This is a genomic window from Nonomuraea sp. NPDC050022 (assembly GCF_044460705.1).
GTDB lineage: Bacteria > Actinomycetota > Actinomycetes > Streptosporangiales > Streptosporangiaceae > Nonomuraea.
Genome location: NZ_JBITKE010000013.1, coordinates 136,468 through 154,756, shown reverse-complemented (window position 1 = coordinate 154,756; position 18,289 = coordinate 136,468). Strand labels below are relative to the sequence as shown.

General features: G+C 67.9%; 16 protein-coding genes. 9 read left to right on the top strand and 7 right to left on the bottom strand.

The features are described 5' to 3' along the window. Nucleotides 1–27: 27 nt before the first annotated feature. The 3 genes from ACIBO2_RS44900 (at nt 28) to ACIBO2_RS44890 (ending at nt 2,947) form a co-directional block, all read left to right on the top strand. Nucleotides 28–162 carry a hypothetical protein gene (locus tag ACIBO2_RS44900; protein ID WP_397304226.1) on the top strand — a complete coding sequence of 45 codons (135 nt, stop codon included), beginning with the start codon at nt 28–30 and terminating at the stop codon, nt 160–162. Nucleotides 163–272: 110 nt separating this feature from the next. Further along, nucleotides 273–2,009, top strand: coding sequence for a glycoside hydrolase family 2 protein (locus ACIBO2_RS44895; RefSeq protein WP_397304225.1), 1,737 nt, complete (start codon nt 273–275; stop codon nt 2,007–2,009). Between the two features lie 107 nt (nt 2,010–2,116). Further along, on the top strand, nt 2,117–2,947 hold the full coding sequence (locus tag ACIBO2_RS44890; RefSeq protein WP_397304224.1) for a DUF6461 domain-containing protein: 831 nt from the start codon (nt 2,117–2,119) through the stop codon (nt 2,945–2,947). A 150-nt stretch (nt 2,948–3,097) separates the two neighbouring features. On the opposite strand, the gene ACIBO2_RS44885 is transcribed toward ACIBO2_RS44890, so the two are convergent. Then, nucleotides 3,098–3,511, bottom strand: a complete 414-nt coding sequence (locus ACIBO2_RS44885) for a hypothetical protein (RefSeq protein WP_397304223.1) — start codon at nt 3,509–3,511, stop codon at nt 3,098–3,100. A gap of 13 nt (nt 3,512–3,524) precedes the next feature. Further along, nucleotides 3,525–4,001, bottom strand: coding sequence for an ATP-binding protein (locus ACIBO2_RS44880; protein WP_397304222.1), 477 nt, complete (start codon nt 3,999–4,001; stop codon nt 3,525–3,527). 238 nt (nt 4,002–4,239) lie between these two features. On the opposite strand from ACIBO2_RS44880, the gene ACIBO2_RS44875 reads away from it, so the two are divergent. The 5 genes from ACIBO2_RS44875 (at nt 4,240) to mltG (ending at nt 10,321) form a co-directional block, all read left to right on the top strand. After that, entirely contained in the window at nt 4,240–5,070 is an 831-nt protein-coding gene (locus tag ACIBO2_RS44875; RefSeq protein WP_397304221.1) for a helix-turn-helix domain-containing protein, read from the top strand. Further along, the gene (locus tag ACIBO2_RS44870; RefSeq protein ID WP_397304220.1) at nt 5,058–5,273 is read left to right on the top strand and encodes a DUF397 domain-containing protein; all 216 of its coding nucleotides are present in this window, start codon (nt 5,058–5,060) and stop codon (nt 5,271–5,273) included. The genes ACIBO2_RS44875 and ACIBO2_RS44870 overlap by 13 nt, the downstream gene beginning before the upstream one ends. Before the next feature lie 289 nt (nt 5,274–5,562). Continuing rightward, nucleotides 5,563–8,685 (top strand): TIM-barrel domain-containing protein, encoded by a 3,123-nt coding sequence (locus ACIBO2_RS44865; protein ID WP_397304219.1) that lies wholly within the window; start codon nt 5,563–5,565, stop codon nt 8,683–8,685. Nucleotides 8,686–8,849: 164 nt separating this feature from the next. Continuing rightward, nucleotides 8,850–9,362 carry a SigE family RNA polymerase sigma factor gene (locus ACIBO2_RS44860; RefSeq protein ID WP_358532627.1) on the top strand — a complete coding sequence of 171 codons (513 nt, stop codon included), beginning with the start codon at nt 8,850–8,852 and terminating at the stop codon, nt 9,360–9,362. Continuing rightward, on the top strand, nt 9,359–10,321 hold the full coding sequence (gene mltG, locus ACIBO2_RS44855) for an endolytic transglycosylase MltG (protein ID WP_397304218.1): 963 nt from the start codon (nt 9,359–9,361) through the stop codon (nt 10,319–10,321). The genes ACIBO2_RS44860 and mltG overlap by 4 nt, the downstream gene beginning before the upstream one ends. Here the strand turns inward: mltG and ACIBO2_RS44850 are convergent. From ACIBO2_RS44850 to ACIBO2_RS44830, 5 genes are all read right to left on the bottom strand, one after another. Next, a complete protein-coding gene (locus ACIBO2_RS44850) occupies nt 10,308–11,360 on the bottom strand; it encodes a family 1 glycosylhydrolase (protein ID WP_397304217.1) in 1,053 nt (350 codons plus the stop codon). The genes mltG and ACIBO2_RS44850 overlap by 14 nt on opposite strands. A 19-nt stretch (nt 11,361–11,379) precedes the next feature. Continuing rightward, the gene (locus tag ACIBO2_RS44845) at nt 11,380–13,629 is read right to left on the bottom strand and encodes a glycoside hydrolase family 3 C-terminal domain-containing protein (protein WP_397304216.1); all 2,250 of its coding nucleotides are present in this window, start codon (nt 13,627–13,629) and stop codon (nt 11,380–11,382) included. 72 nt (nt 13,630–13,701) lie between these two features. Next, entirely contained in the window at nt 13,702–15,045 is a 1,344-nt protein-coding gene (locus tag ACIBO2_RS44840) for an MFS transporter (protein ID WP_358532615.1), read from the bottom strand. A gap of 42 nt (nt 15,046–15,087) precedes the next feature. Continuing rightward, nucleotides 15,088–16,851 (bottom strand): sulfatase, encoded by a 1,764-nt coding sequence (locus ACIBO2_RS44835; protein ID WP_397304215.1) that lies wholly within the window; start codon nt 16,849–16,851, stop codon nt 15,088–15,090. Continuing rightward, on the bottom strand, nt 16,848–17,459 hold the full coding sequence (locus tag ACIBO2_RS44830) for a PadR family transcriptional regulator (protein WP_358532609.1): 612 nt from the start codon (nt 17,457–17,459) through the stop codon (nt 16,848–16,850). The genes ACIBO2_RS44835 and ACIBO2_RS44830 overlap by 4 nt, the downstream gene beginning before the upstream one ends. Nucleotides 17,460–18,077: 618 nt before the next feature. Here ACIBO2_RS44830 and ACIBO2_RS44825 point away from each other — a divergent pair. Beyond that, nucleotides 18,078–18,254, top strand: coding sequence for a hypothetical protein (locus tag ACIBO2_RS44825; protein ID WP_397304214.1), 177 nt, complete (start codon nt 18,078–18,080; stop codon nt 18,252–18,254). The last annotated feature ends 35 nt before the right edge of the window (nt 18,255–18,289 follow it).

The following is an 18,289-nucleotide window of genomic DNA, read 5'->3' as shown; positions in this document are numbered from 1 at the left end:
CCCCTCCGCGGCGCGACCGCGGCCGCCGTGCTGTTCGGGCTGTTCGTCTGCCTTGTCGGTTTGGCCGCCGCGGCGACGATCTCGCCGCTGCCGGTCGTCGTGCTGTTCGTCGCCCTGCAGCGCTACTTCGTCGAGGGCATCGCCGACGCCGTCAAGTCCTGAAAATTCCCGATATTTCCACCGAGAAAGCGAGCACTGTGAGCATTCCGCGACCCGAGTACCCGCGCCCTGAATACCCACGTCCGCAATTCGTCCGCACCGAATGGCGGTGCTTGAACGGAGCCTGGCAGTTCGAGCGGGACGCCGGCGACTCCGGGCTTGAGCGTGGCCTGGTCGACCGGGACCTGACCGGTGAGATCGTGGTGCCGTTCTGCCCCGAGGCACCGCTGTCCGGCATCGGCGACCCGGACTTCCATCCGGCTGTCTGGTACCGCCGGACCGTCCGGGTGCCGGAAGGTTGGGCCGGGCAGCGGGTGCTGCTGCACTTCCAGGCGGTGGACCACGACGCCACGGTGTGGGTGGACGGCGTCGAAGCCGGCCGGCACCGGGGCGGGTTCACCCCGTTCAGCTGTGATTTGTCCACAGCGGCCGATCCGGCGCACACGTACACCGTGGTCGTGCGCGCCCGGGACCCCCGCACCGGCCCGCAGGCGCGCGGCAAGCAGGCGGTCACTTTCGAGGGCGCCGGCGCGTGCTACGGACGCACCACCGGTATCTGGCAGACGGTGTGGTGCGAGCCCGTGCCCGACGCGCACCTCGGCCGGCCGCGGATCACGCCGAACGTCGCCGCGTCCGCGTTCCGGATCACCGTGCCGGTGTCGGCCAACCGCCCGGGGCACCGGGTTCAGGTGACGGTCTCGGACCAGACCGGAGACCTCGCGCGGGCGACGGCGCGCGCCGACCTCGACCTGGCCCCCGAAGTGTGGCTGCCGCTGCCCGACGACCGGGTCCGGCTGTGGTCTCCCGAGGATCCGCACCTGTACGACCTGCGCATCGACCTGCTCGACGGCGACGACGCCGTGGTGGACACCGCCACGAGCTACGCCGGCCTCCGCTCGGTCGCCATCGACGGGCACGCCGTCCTGCTCAACGGTGCGGTCCGCTTCCAGCGGCTCGTGCTCGACCAGGGCTACTACCCGGACGGCCTGATGACCGCGCCCACGGACGAGGCGCTGCGCCGCGACATCGAGCTGGCCATGGCCGCCGGGTTCAACGGCGCCCGATTGCACCAGAAGGTGTTCGAGGAGCGGTATCTCTACCACGCGGACCGGGCGGGCTTCCTGGTCTGGGGCGAGTTCGGAGACTGGGGAGCCAACACCGGCGGACCTTCGGGAGACAACCAGCGACCGACCGCGTCGTTCGTGACCCAGTGGCTGGAAGCCGTCGAGCGCGACTACTCCCACCCGTCCATCGTCGGCTGGTGCCCGCTCAACGAGACCTGGCAGCGGCTGACCGACCAGATCACCGTGCTCGACGACGTCACTCAGGGGATGTACCTGGCCACGAAGGCGGCCGACCGCACCCGTCCAGTGGTCGACGCGTCCGGCTACGCGCACCGGGTCCCGGGCGCCAACGTCTACGACTCGCACTGCTACGAGCAGGATCCCGAGGTGTTCGGCAAGCTGATGGCGGGCCTGGCCGACGGGACGCCGTACGTCAACGCCGATCCCGACGGCACGGCATGGTCGGTGCCGTACCAGGGCCAGCCGTACTTCTGCAGTGAGTTCGGTGGCATCTGGTGGAACTCGGACGTACGGCCCGAGGAGCACTCCTGGGGATACGGCGAACGACCCGCGAGCGAGGAGGAACTCCAGCAGCGGTTCGCCGGGCTGGTCGGCGTCCTGCTGGACGACCCCCGGATGTTCGGCTACTGCTACACCCAGCTGACCGACGTCTTCCAGGAACAGAACGGCATCTATCGCTTCGACCGTACGAGCAAGCTGGACGTCTCACGGATCCGCACGGCCCAGCTACGTCCGGCCGCCATCGAGCAGACGCCACCGCGGTGATGGCAGGTCGAGACCGTGCGCGTGCTGCGCGACCGGTTCAATCCGCACGCCTCCGCACACAAACGTCGGTGCTGCAGCGGCTCGCGATCTTGCGTAGGTTGCCCAACATGTCGGACCCTTCGTTTCGCTCGATGCGAATGACGCGCCTTGTCCGTCCTCCCGGTACTCCCGGCATTCGGGAATGGGCCGAGGCCAATGGCGACAGGATCGGTAGAAGCGGCATGATCCCAGCTCACATCCGTGAGGCCTACTTCGCGGCCAACCCCGAGGTGTTCGAGGTCGTCCGGGTCTTCGCGCAAGACTCAGGAGTCGGCCCGGATGTTTACGGCTGGCCTGATGACGGACCGCTCGGCCCTGTCTACGGGATCACCTTCGTCCGTGATCTCGATGAGCGGGAAGTCCTCCACCGTCTTGGTGCCGCGGATCAGGACGTCCGGCTCGTCTCCGACGAAGAGGTCGCCAGGCATCAGGAAGCGGAAGGTCCTGAGGAGATCATCACGGTTGCTCGTATCGAGGATTGGACCGTTGCCGCGTGCAAAGGCCGTCGAGGGAGCCGACGCGAACTCGTCAAAGCCCTGTCCGTCGGCGGAGGCGAGGCTATTGCCGTACAACGTGACCGCGGCGCACATGACCGATTCATCTATGCGATGGACGGGCAAGTCGTAACCAGCTTCGCGCCGTCTCGCCCCTTCGATCGCCAGGGCAGCGACCCAGACAGGTTGAACGGTCACCTTCGCATGTTGGGCATCGACCCTGCCGGGGACGACATAGTGGACAATGCTGTCCCTGCAGCTCTGGCTCTCGCAAGCAGGATCAGCGGTGTGGTGATCGTCGATCTCGGTGGCAACGAGATCCCTCCGCCCCTCGCAGGCAGGTTCGGCGGTGCGAAGATCCTCAATCCCAAATCTTCCAGACTGGGGGCAACTGTCTCCAGTTGATGATGGAGCCCGATCGAGCCAATAACCGTGGGGGACCTGGTCTATGCAACCGGGACGGCGACCACCGTCCGAAAGGGGCGCGACCTGGCCGTGTACCGGATGCCGGGGGTGGCCAGTGGGCGTTGTCCAGTTGTTCAGCGTTGATCGAGGTCAGGCGGCGCCTCGCCGTGCTACGGCCAGTACGCGGCAGATGTGATCGGTCGCTGTGGCGAGATCGACGACCCCGACGATCGGTTCGGCCCACGACCACCAAAACAGCCATTGTCCTTCCTGCGGCGCGGCGGAGATCACCTCGGACAGGGTGGTGGCTTCGGGGTTGATCACACGCAGGCGCGGTAGCTGCTCGTCCTGGGTGAGCAGGCGTGCATGCAAGCCGAGGGTCTGCAGCCGTGCCTGCAGATTGGTGAGGTGAGTGGCGGCATGCGCGGCCATGGCGGGGGTGATGGGTTCGGGCATGGCAGACTCCGACGGTAGACGGATGGTGGGGAAGGGGCTGCTCGCCTTTGCGGGGATGGCGAGGCTGCGGGTGCTACGAGCCAACACCACAGCCAGCATGCTGATCATCTGAAGCAGCCGGTTAGGCGGAGGCGCTGAAGAGCTCTTCGAGTTGTGCCGGGGTAGGACGGAGATCGAGGTGGCACCACACGCAACGGTGCCCGTTCACCGGCAGTCGGTGGCTTCCCCACCGCCCGCGCGACAGGTTCTCCACGATCGCCAGCCCTCGCCCCTGCTCCGCGTACAGGTTCGACGCCTGCATCGGGATACGCGAGGGCGTTGAGCAGGCCAATCCTGGATCGGTCACCACCAGACGGAGGAAGTCCAGTCCCTGGGACAGTTTGAGCTCGATCCAGTCGATGTCGCCGGCATGTGTGACGGCATTGGTGATCAGCTCAGATGTCGCCAAGATCAAGATCTCCTGGGCGGGATGCGCGGCCCCCGTCCAGGCGGCGACCGCCTTCCGCGCCTGATATGGAGCCCGGTCATTGCACTCCAGTTGGATAACGCCGAGTTCCTGAAGTTCGGTCTGTGCGGGTATCTCGATCACCGAATTCACCTCGCTATTTCTGGATCGTCGGCTCTGTCCTTTATGTGAAGAATGTGAGCGCCCTTATGCACGCCCGTTCGTCTTTTCGTGCGGCGACGGTGCTGCGTCGAAGCGGCCTAAAGAGACCATCCCAGAAACCCGCTGCTCATAGGGGGTAAGACAAAGCACTTCCCAGGCACGAACCAGGTGTGCTACTACACATGACACGTGCATTTGTTGTGTGCAATCGGGAAGGAGAATCTCGGTCTTGCATAACACCGATCCGGAACCCGCTTTGAGGGGGCCGAGGGTAAAGTTCGGCACTCATCTCCGCGAATACCGCATCACTGCAGGGAAGCGGCAAAAGGAACTCGCCGCGATGCTTGGCTGGTCGGTATCGAAGATCAGCATGGTCGAACGGGGACAACGTCCGGCCGATGAAGACTTCGCCCGCGCAGCCGACGCCGCGCTGAGCGCGGATGGCGGGCTGCTGTCGCGCTGGCGCGAGACGGTCGAACACGCCTCACGCTGGCCCGTTTGGCTGGCTCGGCTGGCGGAGATCGAGCAGCAGGCGGACACGCTCCGGCTATGGCAGCCGCTGATCGTGCCTGGCATGCTGCAAACGCCGGAGTACGCGCGAGCCATTTTCCGCGGCAAGCCCGCCACCACCCCGGACGAGGTCGAGCGGAATGTTGAGGCACGTCTGGAACGCCAGCATGTTCTTCAGCGGGACAACGGGCCTACGGTATGGGTAATAGTGGACGAAGTGGTTCTTAGTCGGCCTATCGGCAGCGAGGCGGTAATGGCTGAGCAGATGGCGCACCTGGCCGCACTGGACGAATGTCCTCGCATCAACGTCCGCGTGCTCCCGCGTAACTCCTGGTTGACCACCGGTCTGCAAGGCGCTTTCGTTCTCGCCAGTGGGCCAGGGATGCCGGACATGGCTTACCTGGAGTCGATCACGCTGAGCCAGATCACCGCTGACAGTGAGCGAGTCCGCGAGATCAAGTCGAGGTACGAGATGTTGCACAACGAGGCCCTGCCTCGGCGGGCTTCACTCCAGTTGATTGGGGAGATGGCAGAGCAATGGACGACATGACCGCAGAACTGCTGGAGAGCGCTGCGTGGCGTAAGGCGACTCGCTCCGGGGAGGCCGGCGACTGCATCGAAGTGGCTCCCTTGGGCGACGGCCGAGTGGGCTTGCGCGACTCCGAGCATCCGGAGAAGGCCCCCTACGTCTTCTCACCTTCGGTCTGGGCGGCGTTCATTGATGGCGTCAAGAAGGGCGAATTCAACTTCTAAAGTGTCCATGGCGGCGTCCCTGTCTCGCTCACCAGATCGGCTTCAGCCGTCGCTGCGCCATTTCGGGGGGTAGACCTGACCGGCGGGAGGGGGAGTCGCGCATACCTTGCTTCCCCAGCCGGTGAAGCGGGCTTCCGGTTCTTCCGCTGACCGATTTACATACCCCACTGACCGAATCCGATCAATATGATGCTCCGATCTTGTCAGGTCGATCAGTCTGGTCAATAGTTGCGGCAAAGCAGTCAAATTCGGTCCGCTGTCCGATCGAACGTGACTAAGGAGCCGCCCAGTGCGACCAAGCCCCTTCCTGCGCCTCGTAGCCGTCGCGATCACCGCGGTGGCCATGTCGGGCATCGCCCCCACCCCGGCGGAGGCGATGCCTGACAGCAACCGGATCAAAGCGGTGACCTCAGGAAACGCCCGCTTCGAAGTGCTGTCCCCAACCCTGATAAGAACCGAGTACGCGGGCGACGCCAAATTCCTCGACACCCCGACCTTCAACGCCGTCGGGCGCGGCACCTTTCCGGCGACGCCCTTCACCTCCAGTACGTCGAACGGCTGGCTCACCATCAGGACGAGCGCGCTCACCCTGCGCTACCAGGTCGGATCGGGACCGTTCACCCCGCAGAACCTCTCGGTCAGCCTGAAGACCACGACCGCCGCCCCGTGGCAACAACTGACCTGTCCCGCCGGAGCCCTGTGCGAGGCCGAGGATCTCTCGTACGGCGGGCTGGCTGTCGCCACCGACCACACCGGCTTCACCGGCGCGGGTTTCCTGGCGGGCTTCGAGGGCACCGGCAACTCGCTGTCCGCGGACGTGAACGCGACCACATCAGGGCAGCACCAGTTCGCCATCCGCTACTCCAACGCCGTCGGCGGCGACGGCCAGCACACGCCGCGCACGCTCACCCTGTCGGTGGACGGGGGCACCGGCCAGACGGTGACCCTGCCGGTGACCGCGAACTGGGACACCTGGGCCATAGCCACACCTGCGGTGCAGCTCGCCGCGGGCCGGCACATGATCACGCTGACCCGCACGCCCGCCGACTCCGGCAACGTCAACATCGACAGCCTCGCGCTGCTGCCACCGGGCGCCGGATATCCGCCGCCGTCGGCCAGAGCCACCGTGCCCTGCGCGTACGGCACGAGCTGCGAGGCCGAGGCGGGCGGGCTCGCCGGTACGGCCAAGGTGGTGCAGGACCACGCCGGCTACGCGGGCAGAGGTTTCGTCGCCGAGCTCAACCAGGGCGCCGGCCTGGCCACCCGCCTGGTGGGCGTGCCCGCCGACGGCACGTACACGCTGCACATCCGCTACGCCAACGGCGTCGGCGGCGACGGCCTGCACCAGACGCGAACGGCCACCGTCACAACGGGCGGCGCCACGCAGCAGATGACCTTCCCGATCACGGCCGACTGGGACACCTGGGCGACGGCCGCCATCACGGTCGCGCTCAAGTCCGGCACGAACGACATCGCCCTCACCTGCCCCGGCGCCTCCGGCTGCCGCGTCAACGCGGACACGCTCGCGGTGACCCCCACCGGCACGGCCGCCCCGCCGCCCCACCTCCCGCTCGGCGGCTACCGCCGCAGCCTCGACAACGTGAACGGCGACAACGGCACCCCGCCGACCACTCCGGGCATGCTGCACAAGGACGGCTGGTACCTGCTCGACGACACACCCTCGGCCCTGTACGACCCCGCCACCGGGAAGGTCACCCAGCGGCCCGGCGGCAGGGCATACCAGGACGGCTACTTCTTCGGTTACGGCCACGACTACAAGCGCGCCCTGTCGGACCTGTCCACCCTGACCGGGCCGCCGGCGCTGCTACCCCGCTGGGCGTACGGCGTGTGGTACTCCGAGTACATCGACCGCACCGCGGCCGACTACCAGAACACGATCCTGCCCAGGTTCCGCTCCGAGGGCGTCCCGCTGGACGTCCTGGTCACCGACACCGACTTCAAATCGCCCAACACCTGGAGTGGTTGGCAGATCGACCGCGCGAAGTTCCCCGACCCGAAGGCGTTCTTCGACTGGTCGGCCGCCCAGGGCCTGCACAACACGCTCAACGTCCATCCCAGCATCGTCGGCGACGACCCCCAGTTCGCCCAGGCACAGGCCACGGCCAAGGGCAAACTCCGCAAGGGCGGCTGCGCCGGGGCCGCGGGCGCGAACTGCTACACCTTCGACTGGGGCGACCCCGACCAGCTCAAGGCGTACATGGACCTGCACAAGACCATGGATCAGCAGGGCAACGACTTCTGGTGGCTCGACTGGTGCTGCGACGCCTCGCAGTCCTCGCTGCCCGGCGTGACCCCTGACGCCTGGATCCACCAGCAGTACGCCGCGGCCAACGGCGGCTTCGTGCTCTCCCGTGCCTTCGGCTCCCTCCAGACCGGCTCGTACGCCGGCCGCTCGGGCCTGCCCACCGGCCCGTGGGCCGACAAGCGCAGCACTGTCCACTTCACCGGCGACACGTCCTCCACCTGGGGAACCCTCCGGGCGGAGGTCGGCTACACGCCCGGCGAATCCGCCGCCACCGGCATGTCGTCCATCAGCCACGACATCGGCGGCCACAACGACACCACGGGCCTGCCGGGCTCGGAAACCTACCTCGACAACGGGCAGACCAGGCGGACCAGCAAGCTGCCCGACGACCTGTACGCCCGGTGGGTCCAGTTCGGCACCTTCCAGCCCATCGACCGCCTGCACAGCAACCACGGCGACCGGCTGCCCTGGCAGTACGGGAGCGCGGCGAAGGACTCGGCGAAGAAGTTCCTCAACCTGAGGGAGAACCTGGTCCCCTACACCTACACGCTGGCCCAGGAGGCCAACACCACCGGCGTCCCGATCGTCCGCCCGACATACCTGGAATATCCCGAAGAGGAGAACGCGTACGCCACCGCCGCCACCCAGTACTTCTACGGCCCCGACCTCCTGGTCGCGCCCGTGACCACGCCCGGCGCCAGGGCCACGACCTCGGTGTGGTTCCCGCCCGGGCAGTGGACCGACTACTTCACCGGCCAGACCTACACCGGCGGCACCACCCGGAACATCACCACCGGCCTCGACACGATGCCCGTGTTCGTCAAGGCCGGGGGCATCCTGCCGACCAGGACCGCTGACGTCGCCAACGACGTCCAGAACCCCCTGGACAAGCTCACGCTGAGCATCGCCTCGGGGGCCTCCGGCTCGTACACGCTGTACGACAGGACCACGATCCGATACTCGGAGTCAGGAGGGCGGCGGACCGTGAAGATCAGCGGCAAGCCGCGCCAATGGACGCTCAACTTCCTGAATGCCGCACCTCCCAAGGACTTGCCCGCCGAGGCGTACCGCTATGACAGCGCCACCCGCACCCTGACCGTCAAGCTCCCCAAACACACGACGCGGCTCAGCTTCACTTCCGGCTGACCCCTGACGGCCCACCAGGACCCGGAGGATGACACCCGAGGCCCCGTCGGGGCGGGGCCTCACACCTCGACGACTGAGCGCCTTGCCGCGGATCAGTTCGGCCACGGCGGCATAGATCGACCCCCTGTCCGCGTCCTTGCTTGGCGACATCGCGAGGAGGACAGGTGGATCCAGGATTTGCGGCGGACTTCCGGGAGTTCGTCATCGATCGATCAGGGGCGCTGTTCCGTACCGCGTACCTGCTGACCGGTGACCGGCACGCCGCCGAGGACTTGGTCCAGTCGGCGCTGGCGAAGACCGCAGCGAAGTGGCGCGGCCTGCGCGACACCGCGGCCATCGAGGGCTACGTCCGCCGCGTCATGTACCACGAGCAGGTGAGCTGGTGGCGGCGCCGTTCCCGCGTCGCGGAAGTGTCCACCGGATGGCTGCCCGAACAGATCGGCGATGGGCACGCCGAGATGGTGGATCTTCGCCTGGTGATGCGCGCGGCCCTCGCCCGGCTGACGCCCCGGCAGCGGACCATGCTCGTGCTGCGCTACTTCGAAGACCTCTCCGAGACCGAGATCGCGCGGCTGCTCGGCGTCAGGGTCGGGTCGGTTCGCAGCCAGATCTACCGGTCGTTGGAGCGCCTGAAGAAGGCCGCGCCTGAACTGAGCACCGTGAGGGAGTTCGGATGAACATCGAGGATCTGCTGCGTGAGACCCTCTCCGACATGGCCCATGAGGAGCAGCCGCCCCCACCGGGCCGGTTCCTCCAGGTCAAGCAGGGTCGATCCCGTCGGCGCGGCCTCGCCCTGGCGGCAGCGGCGGCCGTAACCGTGATGGCGGTCGGATCCACGCTCGTGGTCCAGGGGCTGTCCGCTGTCTCCAAGGACGTCTCCAAGGACGTCGCCGGGCAGGGCTCTGGAGAGACGATTGTGGACACCAAGCAGGGACAGATCACCGTGACCGTGAGGGAAGGACTACGGCTCTCACAGATCTTGGAGCAGTTGTCGACCACCACCGGCAGACCGCTGGTGGAGTTCCAGCGAGCCGCCAAGGACGGCAAGGCGCTCGGCCTTCCGGCCTACGCCAAGGGCGCGCTGGAAGGATTCGCCTTCCCCGGAACCTACGAGGTCTCGCCCACGTCGAGCCCCGCCGAGATCCTCGCCGCGATGGTGACACGCTTCAATCGCGCCGCCGAGGAGAGCAACCTGGTGAAGGGTGCCAGGCGGGTCGGCCGTACGCCACTGGAGATCCTGACCATCGCCAGCATCGTCCAGGCCGAGTCGATCGACAAGCGCGCCATGCCCAAGATCGCGCGGGTCATCGAGAACCGGCTGAAGCACAGGCCCGAGATGGAGCTGCGGATGGACAGCACGGTCCTGTACGGCCTGAGCAAGTTCGGCGCCACGGCCTCGAACGAGGATCTCAAGAGCCGGTCGCCGTACAACACCTATGCGCGCCTCGGCCTGCCGCCAGGTCCCATTTGCAACCCGGGCGCCGACGCCATCGCGGCCGCCCTGAAGCCGGCCGCCGGGCCGTGGCTGTACTTCGTGACGATCGATCCGAAGACGGGCGTCACGAAGTTCGCCGGCTCCCCATCCGAGTACGACACGCTGGTCGAGGAATACAGAAAGAACCTCAGGACCTGGTGATGGAGCTACGGGCGGTCTCTCCCAGCCAGGCCAGGCTCGGCTTGGGCCGGCGGTCGAACGCCCGGCGGTCGACCTCGATGAGACCGAAGGTCGGCTCCCAGTGCCCCCACTCGAAGTTGTCCAGCGCGCTCCAATGGATGTAGCCCCGCACGTCGATGCCGTCGTCCATGGCGGCGAACAGGTGGTCGAGGGCCTCCGACGTATAGGCGATCCGCCGTGAGTCGTCGGCGGTGGCGATCCCGTTCTCGGTGATGAGGATGGGAACGCCACCGGTCGTCTCCCAGGTGTGCCGGACGGCGATGCCGATCGCGTCCGGCCGGTAGGCGTCGCCGGTCATCGTGTTGTCCGGACGCTTCGGATGCGGGACGACGCCGTTCTCGTCCACGGCCTGGCTGGAGTACGACTGCACGCCGATGAAGTCGTCACCACGGGCCGCCTCCAGGTAAAGATCTTCGCGGACGTAGCTCACCTCGCGCAGCTTCTCCTCGTTGCCAGGAGTCGCGGTGTACGCCTGGCACGCCACGGTCCAGCCGACGGCCGCGCCGGTGCGCTGTTTCAGGACCTCGCGGGCCGCGTCGTGTGCCTCGGCCAGCCGCGCCGCGACCTTGGGGTCGGGATCCGGCAGCACCGGACGTGTGACGCCTTCGACCGTGGGGCTCGTCCACGTCTCGATGTCACCGGACTGCGCGGCCCGGCTCATCCCGACCATGAGGGCGAGCATGTTCGGCTCGTTGATCGTGCATACCCACTCGACGCCATCGAGAATGCCCGCGGCCTCCCGGACGTAGGCCGCGAAGCGCTCGATCCCTTGGTCGCCCATCCACCCGCCGACGTCGGCGAACCACCGTGGCTGGGTGAAGTGATGCAGGGTGACGACCGGGGTGAGTCCCAGATCCAGGGCGGTGTCGATCATCGCGCGGTGCTGCATGCCGGGCATCGTCTGTTCGAGAGCCCACCAGTCGCTGTTGACGTTGTTGCCTTCCACCTGGTGCGGCGCGGTCGCCGCACCCCAGAGGAAGCCAAGGGGGAGTTGGGGCATGCCTGACTTCCTCATGAGCCTAGGAGTTCGCCTTCCGGACCAGGTCGTCGATGGACGGTGGGAGTTGCCCGGTGGGAGAGGCGCCCATGCTGAGGAGGGTGGCCAGCGGGATCTGCGCGACCAGTGGCTGGCTGGCCGGGTCGGTGATGAAGGACGAGCCAGCGGACGTCGCGAAGATCTCCTGGATGATCTCCTGCCCACGGGTGTGGGCGAGCCATTCCGCGAGCGTGCTGTCGGCCGTGAGAGGGGTCGGCGGCATCGCCAGATCGAGGTGAATGCGCTGCTCCAGGGGCAGGTCGCGGGAGGAGGGGCCGACGTGTACGCCGTATTCGCCCGGTTCGGCCACCCACTGCCCGTGCCGGGCGCTCCAGTAGCTGAAGGCGCGGGCGTCGAGCTCGATCGCCACGCGGGCGCTCTCCCCGGGCGTCAGGCGCACTTTGCGGAAGCCGCGCAGCTCGCGTACGGGACGGTCCACGTCCGAAACGGGGTCGCTGACGTACACCTGGACGACCTCGGCGCCCTCGCGCGCGCCGGTGTTGGTGACGGTGACCTCGACGCGCGCCTCTGGCCGGGTCGGGTCGGGTACGTGCACGGACAGTTCGGAGTAGGCGAAAGTGGTGTACGACAGCCCGAAGCCGAACGGGAAGGCCACGTCGCCTTCGGTGCGGTCGTACCAGCGGTAGCCGATGTAGAGCCGCTCCCCGTAGAGGACCTGCCCAGCCGAGCCTGGCCAGTTGACGTGCGCGGGCGTGTCGCTGAGCCGGTGCGGGACGGTCTCCGCCAGCCGGCCGGCGGGCGCGGCGTGCCCGAAGAGCAGATCGGCCGTGGCGCTCCCGCCGGCCTGGCCGGGCAGCCACATTTCCAGCAGGGCCGCCGCCCGAGCGGTGAGCGGGCCGGTCAGTACGACGCCGCCGTTGCTCAGCACGACCGCGATCGACGGGTTGACCTCGAAGACCGCCTCGATCATCCGGAGCTGTACGGCCGGCAGGTCCAGGTCGTCGCGGTCGAAGCCCTCCGACTCGGCCTCTGACGGCTCGCCGAGGAACACCAGCACCACGGCGGCGCCGCGAGCCGCCTCCACCGCCTGCGCGAGCAGGGCCTCATCGGCCGTCCCGTCGAGACGGAATCCCGGCGCGAACGTCACCTCGCGCGAGGTGACGGCGCGGATCGCCGTCAGGGCGTCGTCGACCCGCGTCGGGTTGATCTGGGAGCTGCCGGCGCCCTGGTAGCGCGGGGTACGCGCGAACTCGCCCAGGACGGCGATCCGGCCACCGGCGTCCGGGTCCAGCGGGAGCAGGGCGCCGTCGTTCTTGAGCAGGACCGCGCATTCCGCGGCGACGCGCCGGGCGAGCGCGTGGTGGGCGTCGAAGTCCGGTGCCGGGGCCTCGCCCTCGCGTGGCAGCCGTACCCGGTCGTGGGTGTCCAGCAGGCGGGCCACGGCGGTGTCGAGGATGTCCTCGCTGAGCTCGCCGGCGCGTACGGCCTCGACGATCGTGGCGGCGCTTCGGCCGCCGGTGCCCGGCATCTCCAGGTCGAGCCCGGATCGGAGGGCGGCGACCGGGTCGTGCACCGCGCCCCAGTCCGAGACCACGTACCCGTCGAATCCCCACTCCTCGCGCAGGAGCGTGGTGAGCAGCCAGGGGTTCTGTGAGGCGTACACGCCGTTGATCCGGTTGTAGGAGCACATGATCGTGGCGGGCCGCGCCTCGCGGACGACGTGCTCGAAGGCGGGCAGGTAGATCTCCCGCAGGGTACGCTCGTCGACCTCCGCGCTGACGCGCATGCGGTCGGTCTCCTGGTTGTTGGCCGCGAAGTGCTTGACCGACGCGCCGACGCCGCGCGACTGCAGGCCCGCGACCCACCCGGCCGCCATGACGCCGGCCAGTAGTGGGTCCTCGGCGAAGTACTCGAAGTTGCGCCCGCACAGGGGGGAGCGCTTCATGTTGACGCCCGGGCCGAGAAGGACGTCCACGCCGAGCGCCCTGGCCTCGACCGCGAGCGCCTCCCCGACCTCGCGCAGGAGTCCCTCGTCCCACGACGAGCCCAGTGCCGCGGCGGTGGGGAACGACGTGGCGGGCATGCTGTCGGCGAGCCCGAGGTGGTCGGAGCCGGCCCGCTGCATGCGTACGCCGTGCGGGCCGTCGGTGAGCACCGTGGCTGGCACGCCCGCGCGGGCCACCTCCGCGGTCGCCCAGAAACCGGCGCCGGACACGAGGCTCGCCTTCTCTTCGAGCGTGAGCCGCTCGACGACGGAACGTTCGTCGGTCATGTCGTGACCTTCCTGGTAGGGATTGCAGGGGGTGCCCGCCGCCTCAGGAGGCGACGGGTGCCCTTCTACGCGTCAGTCCGCGAGCGTCTGCTGGCGACGGCTGTCCAGCATCTCGCTGACTCGGCCGACGTCTCGTGGATAGCTGAAGTACAGGATCGAGAGCAGGAGACCGTTGACGATCATCAGCACGACCAGAACCCAGAAGAACACGCCCTGGATGCCGATCGCCGCCGCGAGCGTGCCGGCCAGGAGCGAGAACAGCGCCCACCCGATCGTCTCGAACACCGTCAGCCAGATCGCGAACGCCTGGCCGCGCAGCTCGGGCAGCACGACGGCGGCCACGATGGGGCGGTTGACCGGCGGGTTCAGCCCTTGGCAGGCGCCGAGCAGCGCCCAGAAGACCGCGTAGACGGTGATCGTCTCGTACCGGAACTGCGTGCCGAAGAAGGCGATGACGCCGAACGCGATCTGCGCGAATTGCAGCATCATGACCCGGCCTCTGCTCGGCATGAGCCGGTCGAGGCGGGGGAGGATGAATCCGGCGCCCAGCGTGGCGACGCTGTAGCCGATGCCGAACGGCAGCGCCACCAGGATGGCGGTGGAGTTGGGGATGCCGCGCTCGGTGACCAGGAACTGGACGCCGAAGATGATGATCAGCAGATGCCCGGACAGGAGCCGGCTCAGCATCATCACGGCGTAGCTGGGGATGCGGAACAGTCCGATGACGGAGCCGAAAGTGACCTTCGCCTTCGCTCGGTCCTCACGCGTGAGGTCGGCGAGTTGCCGCTCGGCGGCCCCGATGCCCGGATCCTTGAAGAATGCCAGGACGACGAATCCGGCGACGATGCAGACGCCGCCGAGTGTCCACAGGGCCCACCGCCAGCCGTCCTGCATCGCGACGAAGGCGGCCATGATGGGGCCGAGGACGATGCCGGCGAGTTGGATCGAGCTGAAGAAGATGCCGTTGGCCCGGGCACGCTGCTCGTCGGGGAAGGAGTCGGCGATGACGGCCATGGCGATGGGAGAGCCACCGATCACGGCGGCGGACATGAGCGTGCAGCAGATCAGGAGCTGGACGAAGTTCTGCGAGAAGCCGGCGGCGATGCCGAACAGGCCGCCGGTCACTGTCGTGGCGGCCAGAGTGGCGCGCCGGCCGATCCTGCCGGACAGCCAGATCCAGAATGGTCCGGCGGGTACGCTTGCGATCTTGCCGAGGGCGGCGATGAGGCCGAGGTGGCCGCTGTTGAGCCGCAGCGCGGCCGCCAGCGTGGGGAAGACGGTGTTGATGAGGCCGGCTTCGGTGCCGTCGACGACGCTCACGCCGGAGACGACGGCGAGATTGCGCCAGCGGTGAGGGACATTGGCGGCCTGAGCCGCTCCTGGCTGGACGGACGTGGTGGAGGCGCTGGCATCCATGGGGGGTCCTGTCTGCAGTGGTGCGATAAAGCAAACGCCGTCTCAGGGGGCTGAGACGCCGGGTGGTGCCGTGAGAAGGGCGAACTGCTCGTCGATGCGGCGCAGCACCGCGGCGGGCATGTAGCCGTAACGGGCGAGATCGAGCAGGCTCATGGAGGCGGGGGCGGAGAGCAGCTCCGACTGCACCAGCGCGGGCGCCTCCCGCGCGAGGACGTCCTTGGCGCCCGTCATCCGCAGGAGCTCCAGAAGCGGGGCGCGGAGCAAAGCCGGGGCGCGCAGGTTCTCCATTGCGGGAAGGGGCGCGGCGACGGCCGTCGCGCGCTCGCGCTGTTCGCGGACCAGGAGGTGCTTGGGCTCGATGTCACCGTCACGCGGGATGCCCAGGCGCTCGTACTGGCTGGGCGGCGCGTCATTGTCGAGCATGAGGCGGCGCAGCAGCTCGACCATCCGCAGCTCCACGTCGTCATCGACGATCGGCGTTTCCTGGGCCGGATCCTCCTGGAGGTCGAACAGGAGCGTGCCGTGCTGCCACGGGTTCATCCACGAGGGGGAGGCCGGTATTCGCATGGTCCGCACGCCCTTGGTGAAGGTGAACGGCTCGGCCGGCGCCCACTCCTTGAGCTCCTGCGTCGAGAAGCGGGCGCGCATGTGAGTGGGCATGAGGGTGAACTCTTCGAGCGGGCCGTTGGCCTGCTCCTTGGCGGCGCGCATGTAGACGTAGCGGCCGTCGGTGACGTTGACGTGCCCACCGTGGATGCCGAACAGCGCGCCCTCGCGGGCGGGCGCGTCCTGGGTGAGGTCCGCGCCTTGCATGTCAGGGGTCGGCTCGATGCCGAAGTAGCGCAGCACAGTCGGCGCGATGTCGATGGTCTGCGCGAGCGCGCCCCTGCGCTGGTCCCGGCCGCCGGTGCGCGGGTCCCACAGGAACATCGGCAGGTGCACCAGCTCGTTGAACCACGGCATCACCGACTTGGCCCACCAGCCGTGCTCGCCGAGCAGGAAGCCGTGGTCGGTGTTGACCAGCAGCAGCGTGTCGTCCCACATGGCGTGCTCGTCCATGAAGTCCAGGACCCGGCCGAGCGAGCGGTCGCACATCGAGACCAGGGCGGCGTACTCGTTGCGGGCATGCTCGACCTGGTCGCCGGGTTCGAGGACCTTCTGGTACGGCGGCCAGTCGAACTCCGGGCCGTCGTAGTCGTGCGGGTAGAGGTCCTTGTAACGCTGGTGGGTGAAGAACGGCTCGTGCGGATCGAACATCTCGATCTGCAACAACCACCGGTCGGCGGCGACGTTGGTCTCGAGGAAGTGCAGGCCCGCGTCGACGGTCCGGGTCTGCGAGTGTTCGGCCTCGGTCGGCATGTACGTGCGATTGACCGCGTCCTGCCGCCTCATCGCCTCGAACAGGCCCTTCGGGGCGTCACCGACCACGCCCTTCCACGGATCCCCCTCCTGACCGCGGAAGAACTCCCACGTGCTGTAACGCGTGTGGTAGGTCGCGCCGCCGTCCTCCCAGTAGTGCGGGTGGTCGGAGGCCAGGTGCGTGTGCACCCCTGCCTGCTTGAGCAGCTCCGGCATCGAGTCGTCGAACGGCTCCAGCGGGCCCCAGCTGCGGTGCAGGAAGTTGTACCGTCCGGTGTGCATCTCCCGGCGCGCGGGCATGCACGGCATCGAACCGGCATAGAAGCGGTCGAACGTCACCGCCCGCGCCGCCAGCCGGGCGAAGTTCGGCGCGTCGATGAACGTGTCGGCGTACGGCGAGAGCATGTGCCGGTTCAGGCTGTCGAACATGACGATGATCGCCCTCATCGCGACGTCTCCTCCGTTCGCACGATGGTGGGCGGGGAGTCCTGATTGAGCGGCTCCCCGTCGAGCAGGCGCCGGCGCAGCTCGATGAGGGAAGCGATGTGGTGGTCCATCGCCTCGGCGCCGCGCCGATGAAGCCACTCGTCCATCTGGGCGCCGAGCTGGACGTCGTAGCCGCGCGGGGGCTCGTCGTAGCGGCTGCGGTCTCGGTGGCGGTAACGCGCCACTTCCGCCACCCGGGTGTTGATCTCGACGTCGAGGATGGCGAGCACCTGATCGACCGTCATGAAACCGGCGCCACCCAGGCGTGCGTACAGGTCGGGGTCCTGGAAGCGGGTGGGCGGGTTGTACGGGCGCGTCAGCCAGTCGATGAAGACGGTGTAGCCCTCTTCGGTCACGTGGTACCGCTTGGCGTTGCTCGCCCCGGGACGCTCCTCGATCGTGTGCTCGACCCAGCCGCGCTCCTCCATCGAGGCCAGCGTCCGGTATGCCTGGCTCATGGTCGTGTTCGAGCGCGCGAACCGGCCGTGCGTGTCGAAGAATTTCTTCAGCTCATAGCCCGTGCTGGGACGGTTGAGCAGCGCCCCGAGGAGAAGAATCTCAAGCTTCATCAAATTGCCCGTCGTCGTAACGAAGTTAACCGTGCCACAAATGGAATGGTGATACCATGACATAAGTGTCATGCTCTGTCGAGAGTCGCCTTGTGGAAGATTTCGCCTGATCAAGCCAGAGCAGGAGGTCTTCTGGACCGAGCTCGGCGGCTCGGCCACGATGAGGACATGACGGGGAGCGGATCAACGCAGCCGCCAACGGCGGGCGGAAAAGCAGGCTCGCGCCTGAACTGGACGGCAGTGAGCGGTCTGGCGGGTGTGATCGCCGCCGTGGTCGCGCTGGTCGCGTACCTGGCGCCGCCGGCCCCACCTCCGCAGCCCCAGCCCCAGCCCCAGCCTCAGACCGACACGGAAGTCCCCACCCCGGCCCCGCGGTCATCGTCACACGAACCGGTCACCACCAGGCACGCGCCGCGGACCCCGAAACCATCGCCCAAGTCCAGGACGCCCGAACCACCGAGCCCCACGCGAGAAGCCCCGGCTTCCTCTTCACCGCTGTCAGCGATCCGGCCCGGCGGCTGCGACGAGGCGGCAGCGGCGCTGACCGCATACCGCCGGAACGCCGGGTCCGTCCGCAGCAGCCAGGCGGCCGCGGCTCAGCAGACGTACCGCGACCTGATGGGCGCACGTCTCGACGCGGAAGGAGTGGTAGGGGAGAAGATCAGTCGGCTGGCCCAAGAATTCCAGGAGCTGAACTTTCGCATGACGGGCATGACCGGCGGCAATCCCAACCAGGTGATCGCGGATATCAATACAGACGTCGCGGAGCTCAACAGGCTGTGCGAATCCCCCTGAGCCCGCGCACGCCTGATCCGCACACGCGGCGGATC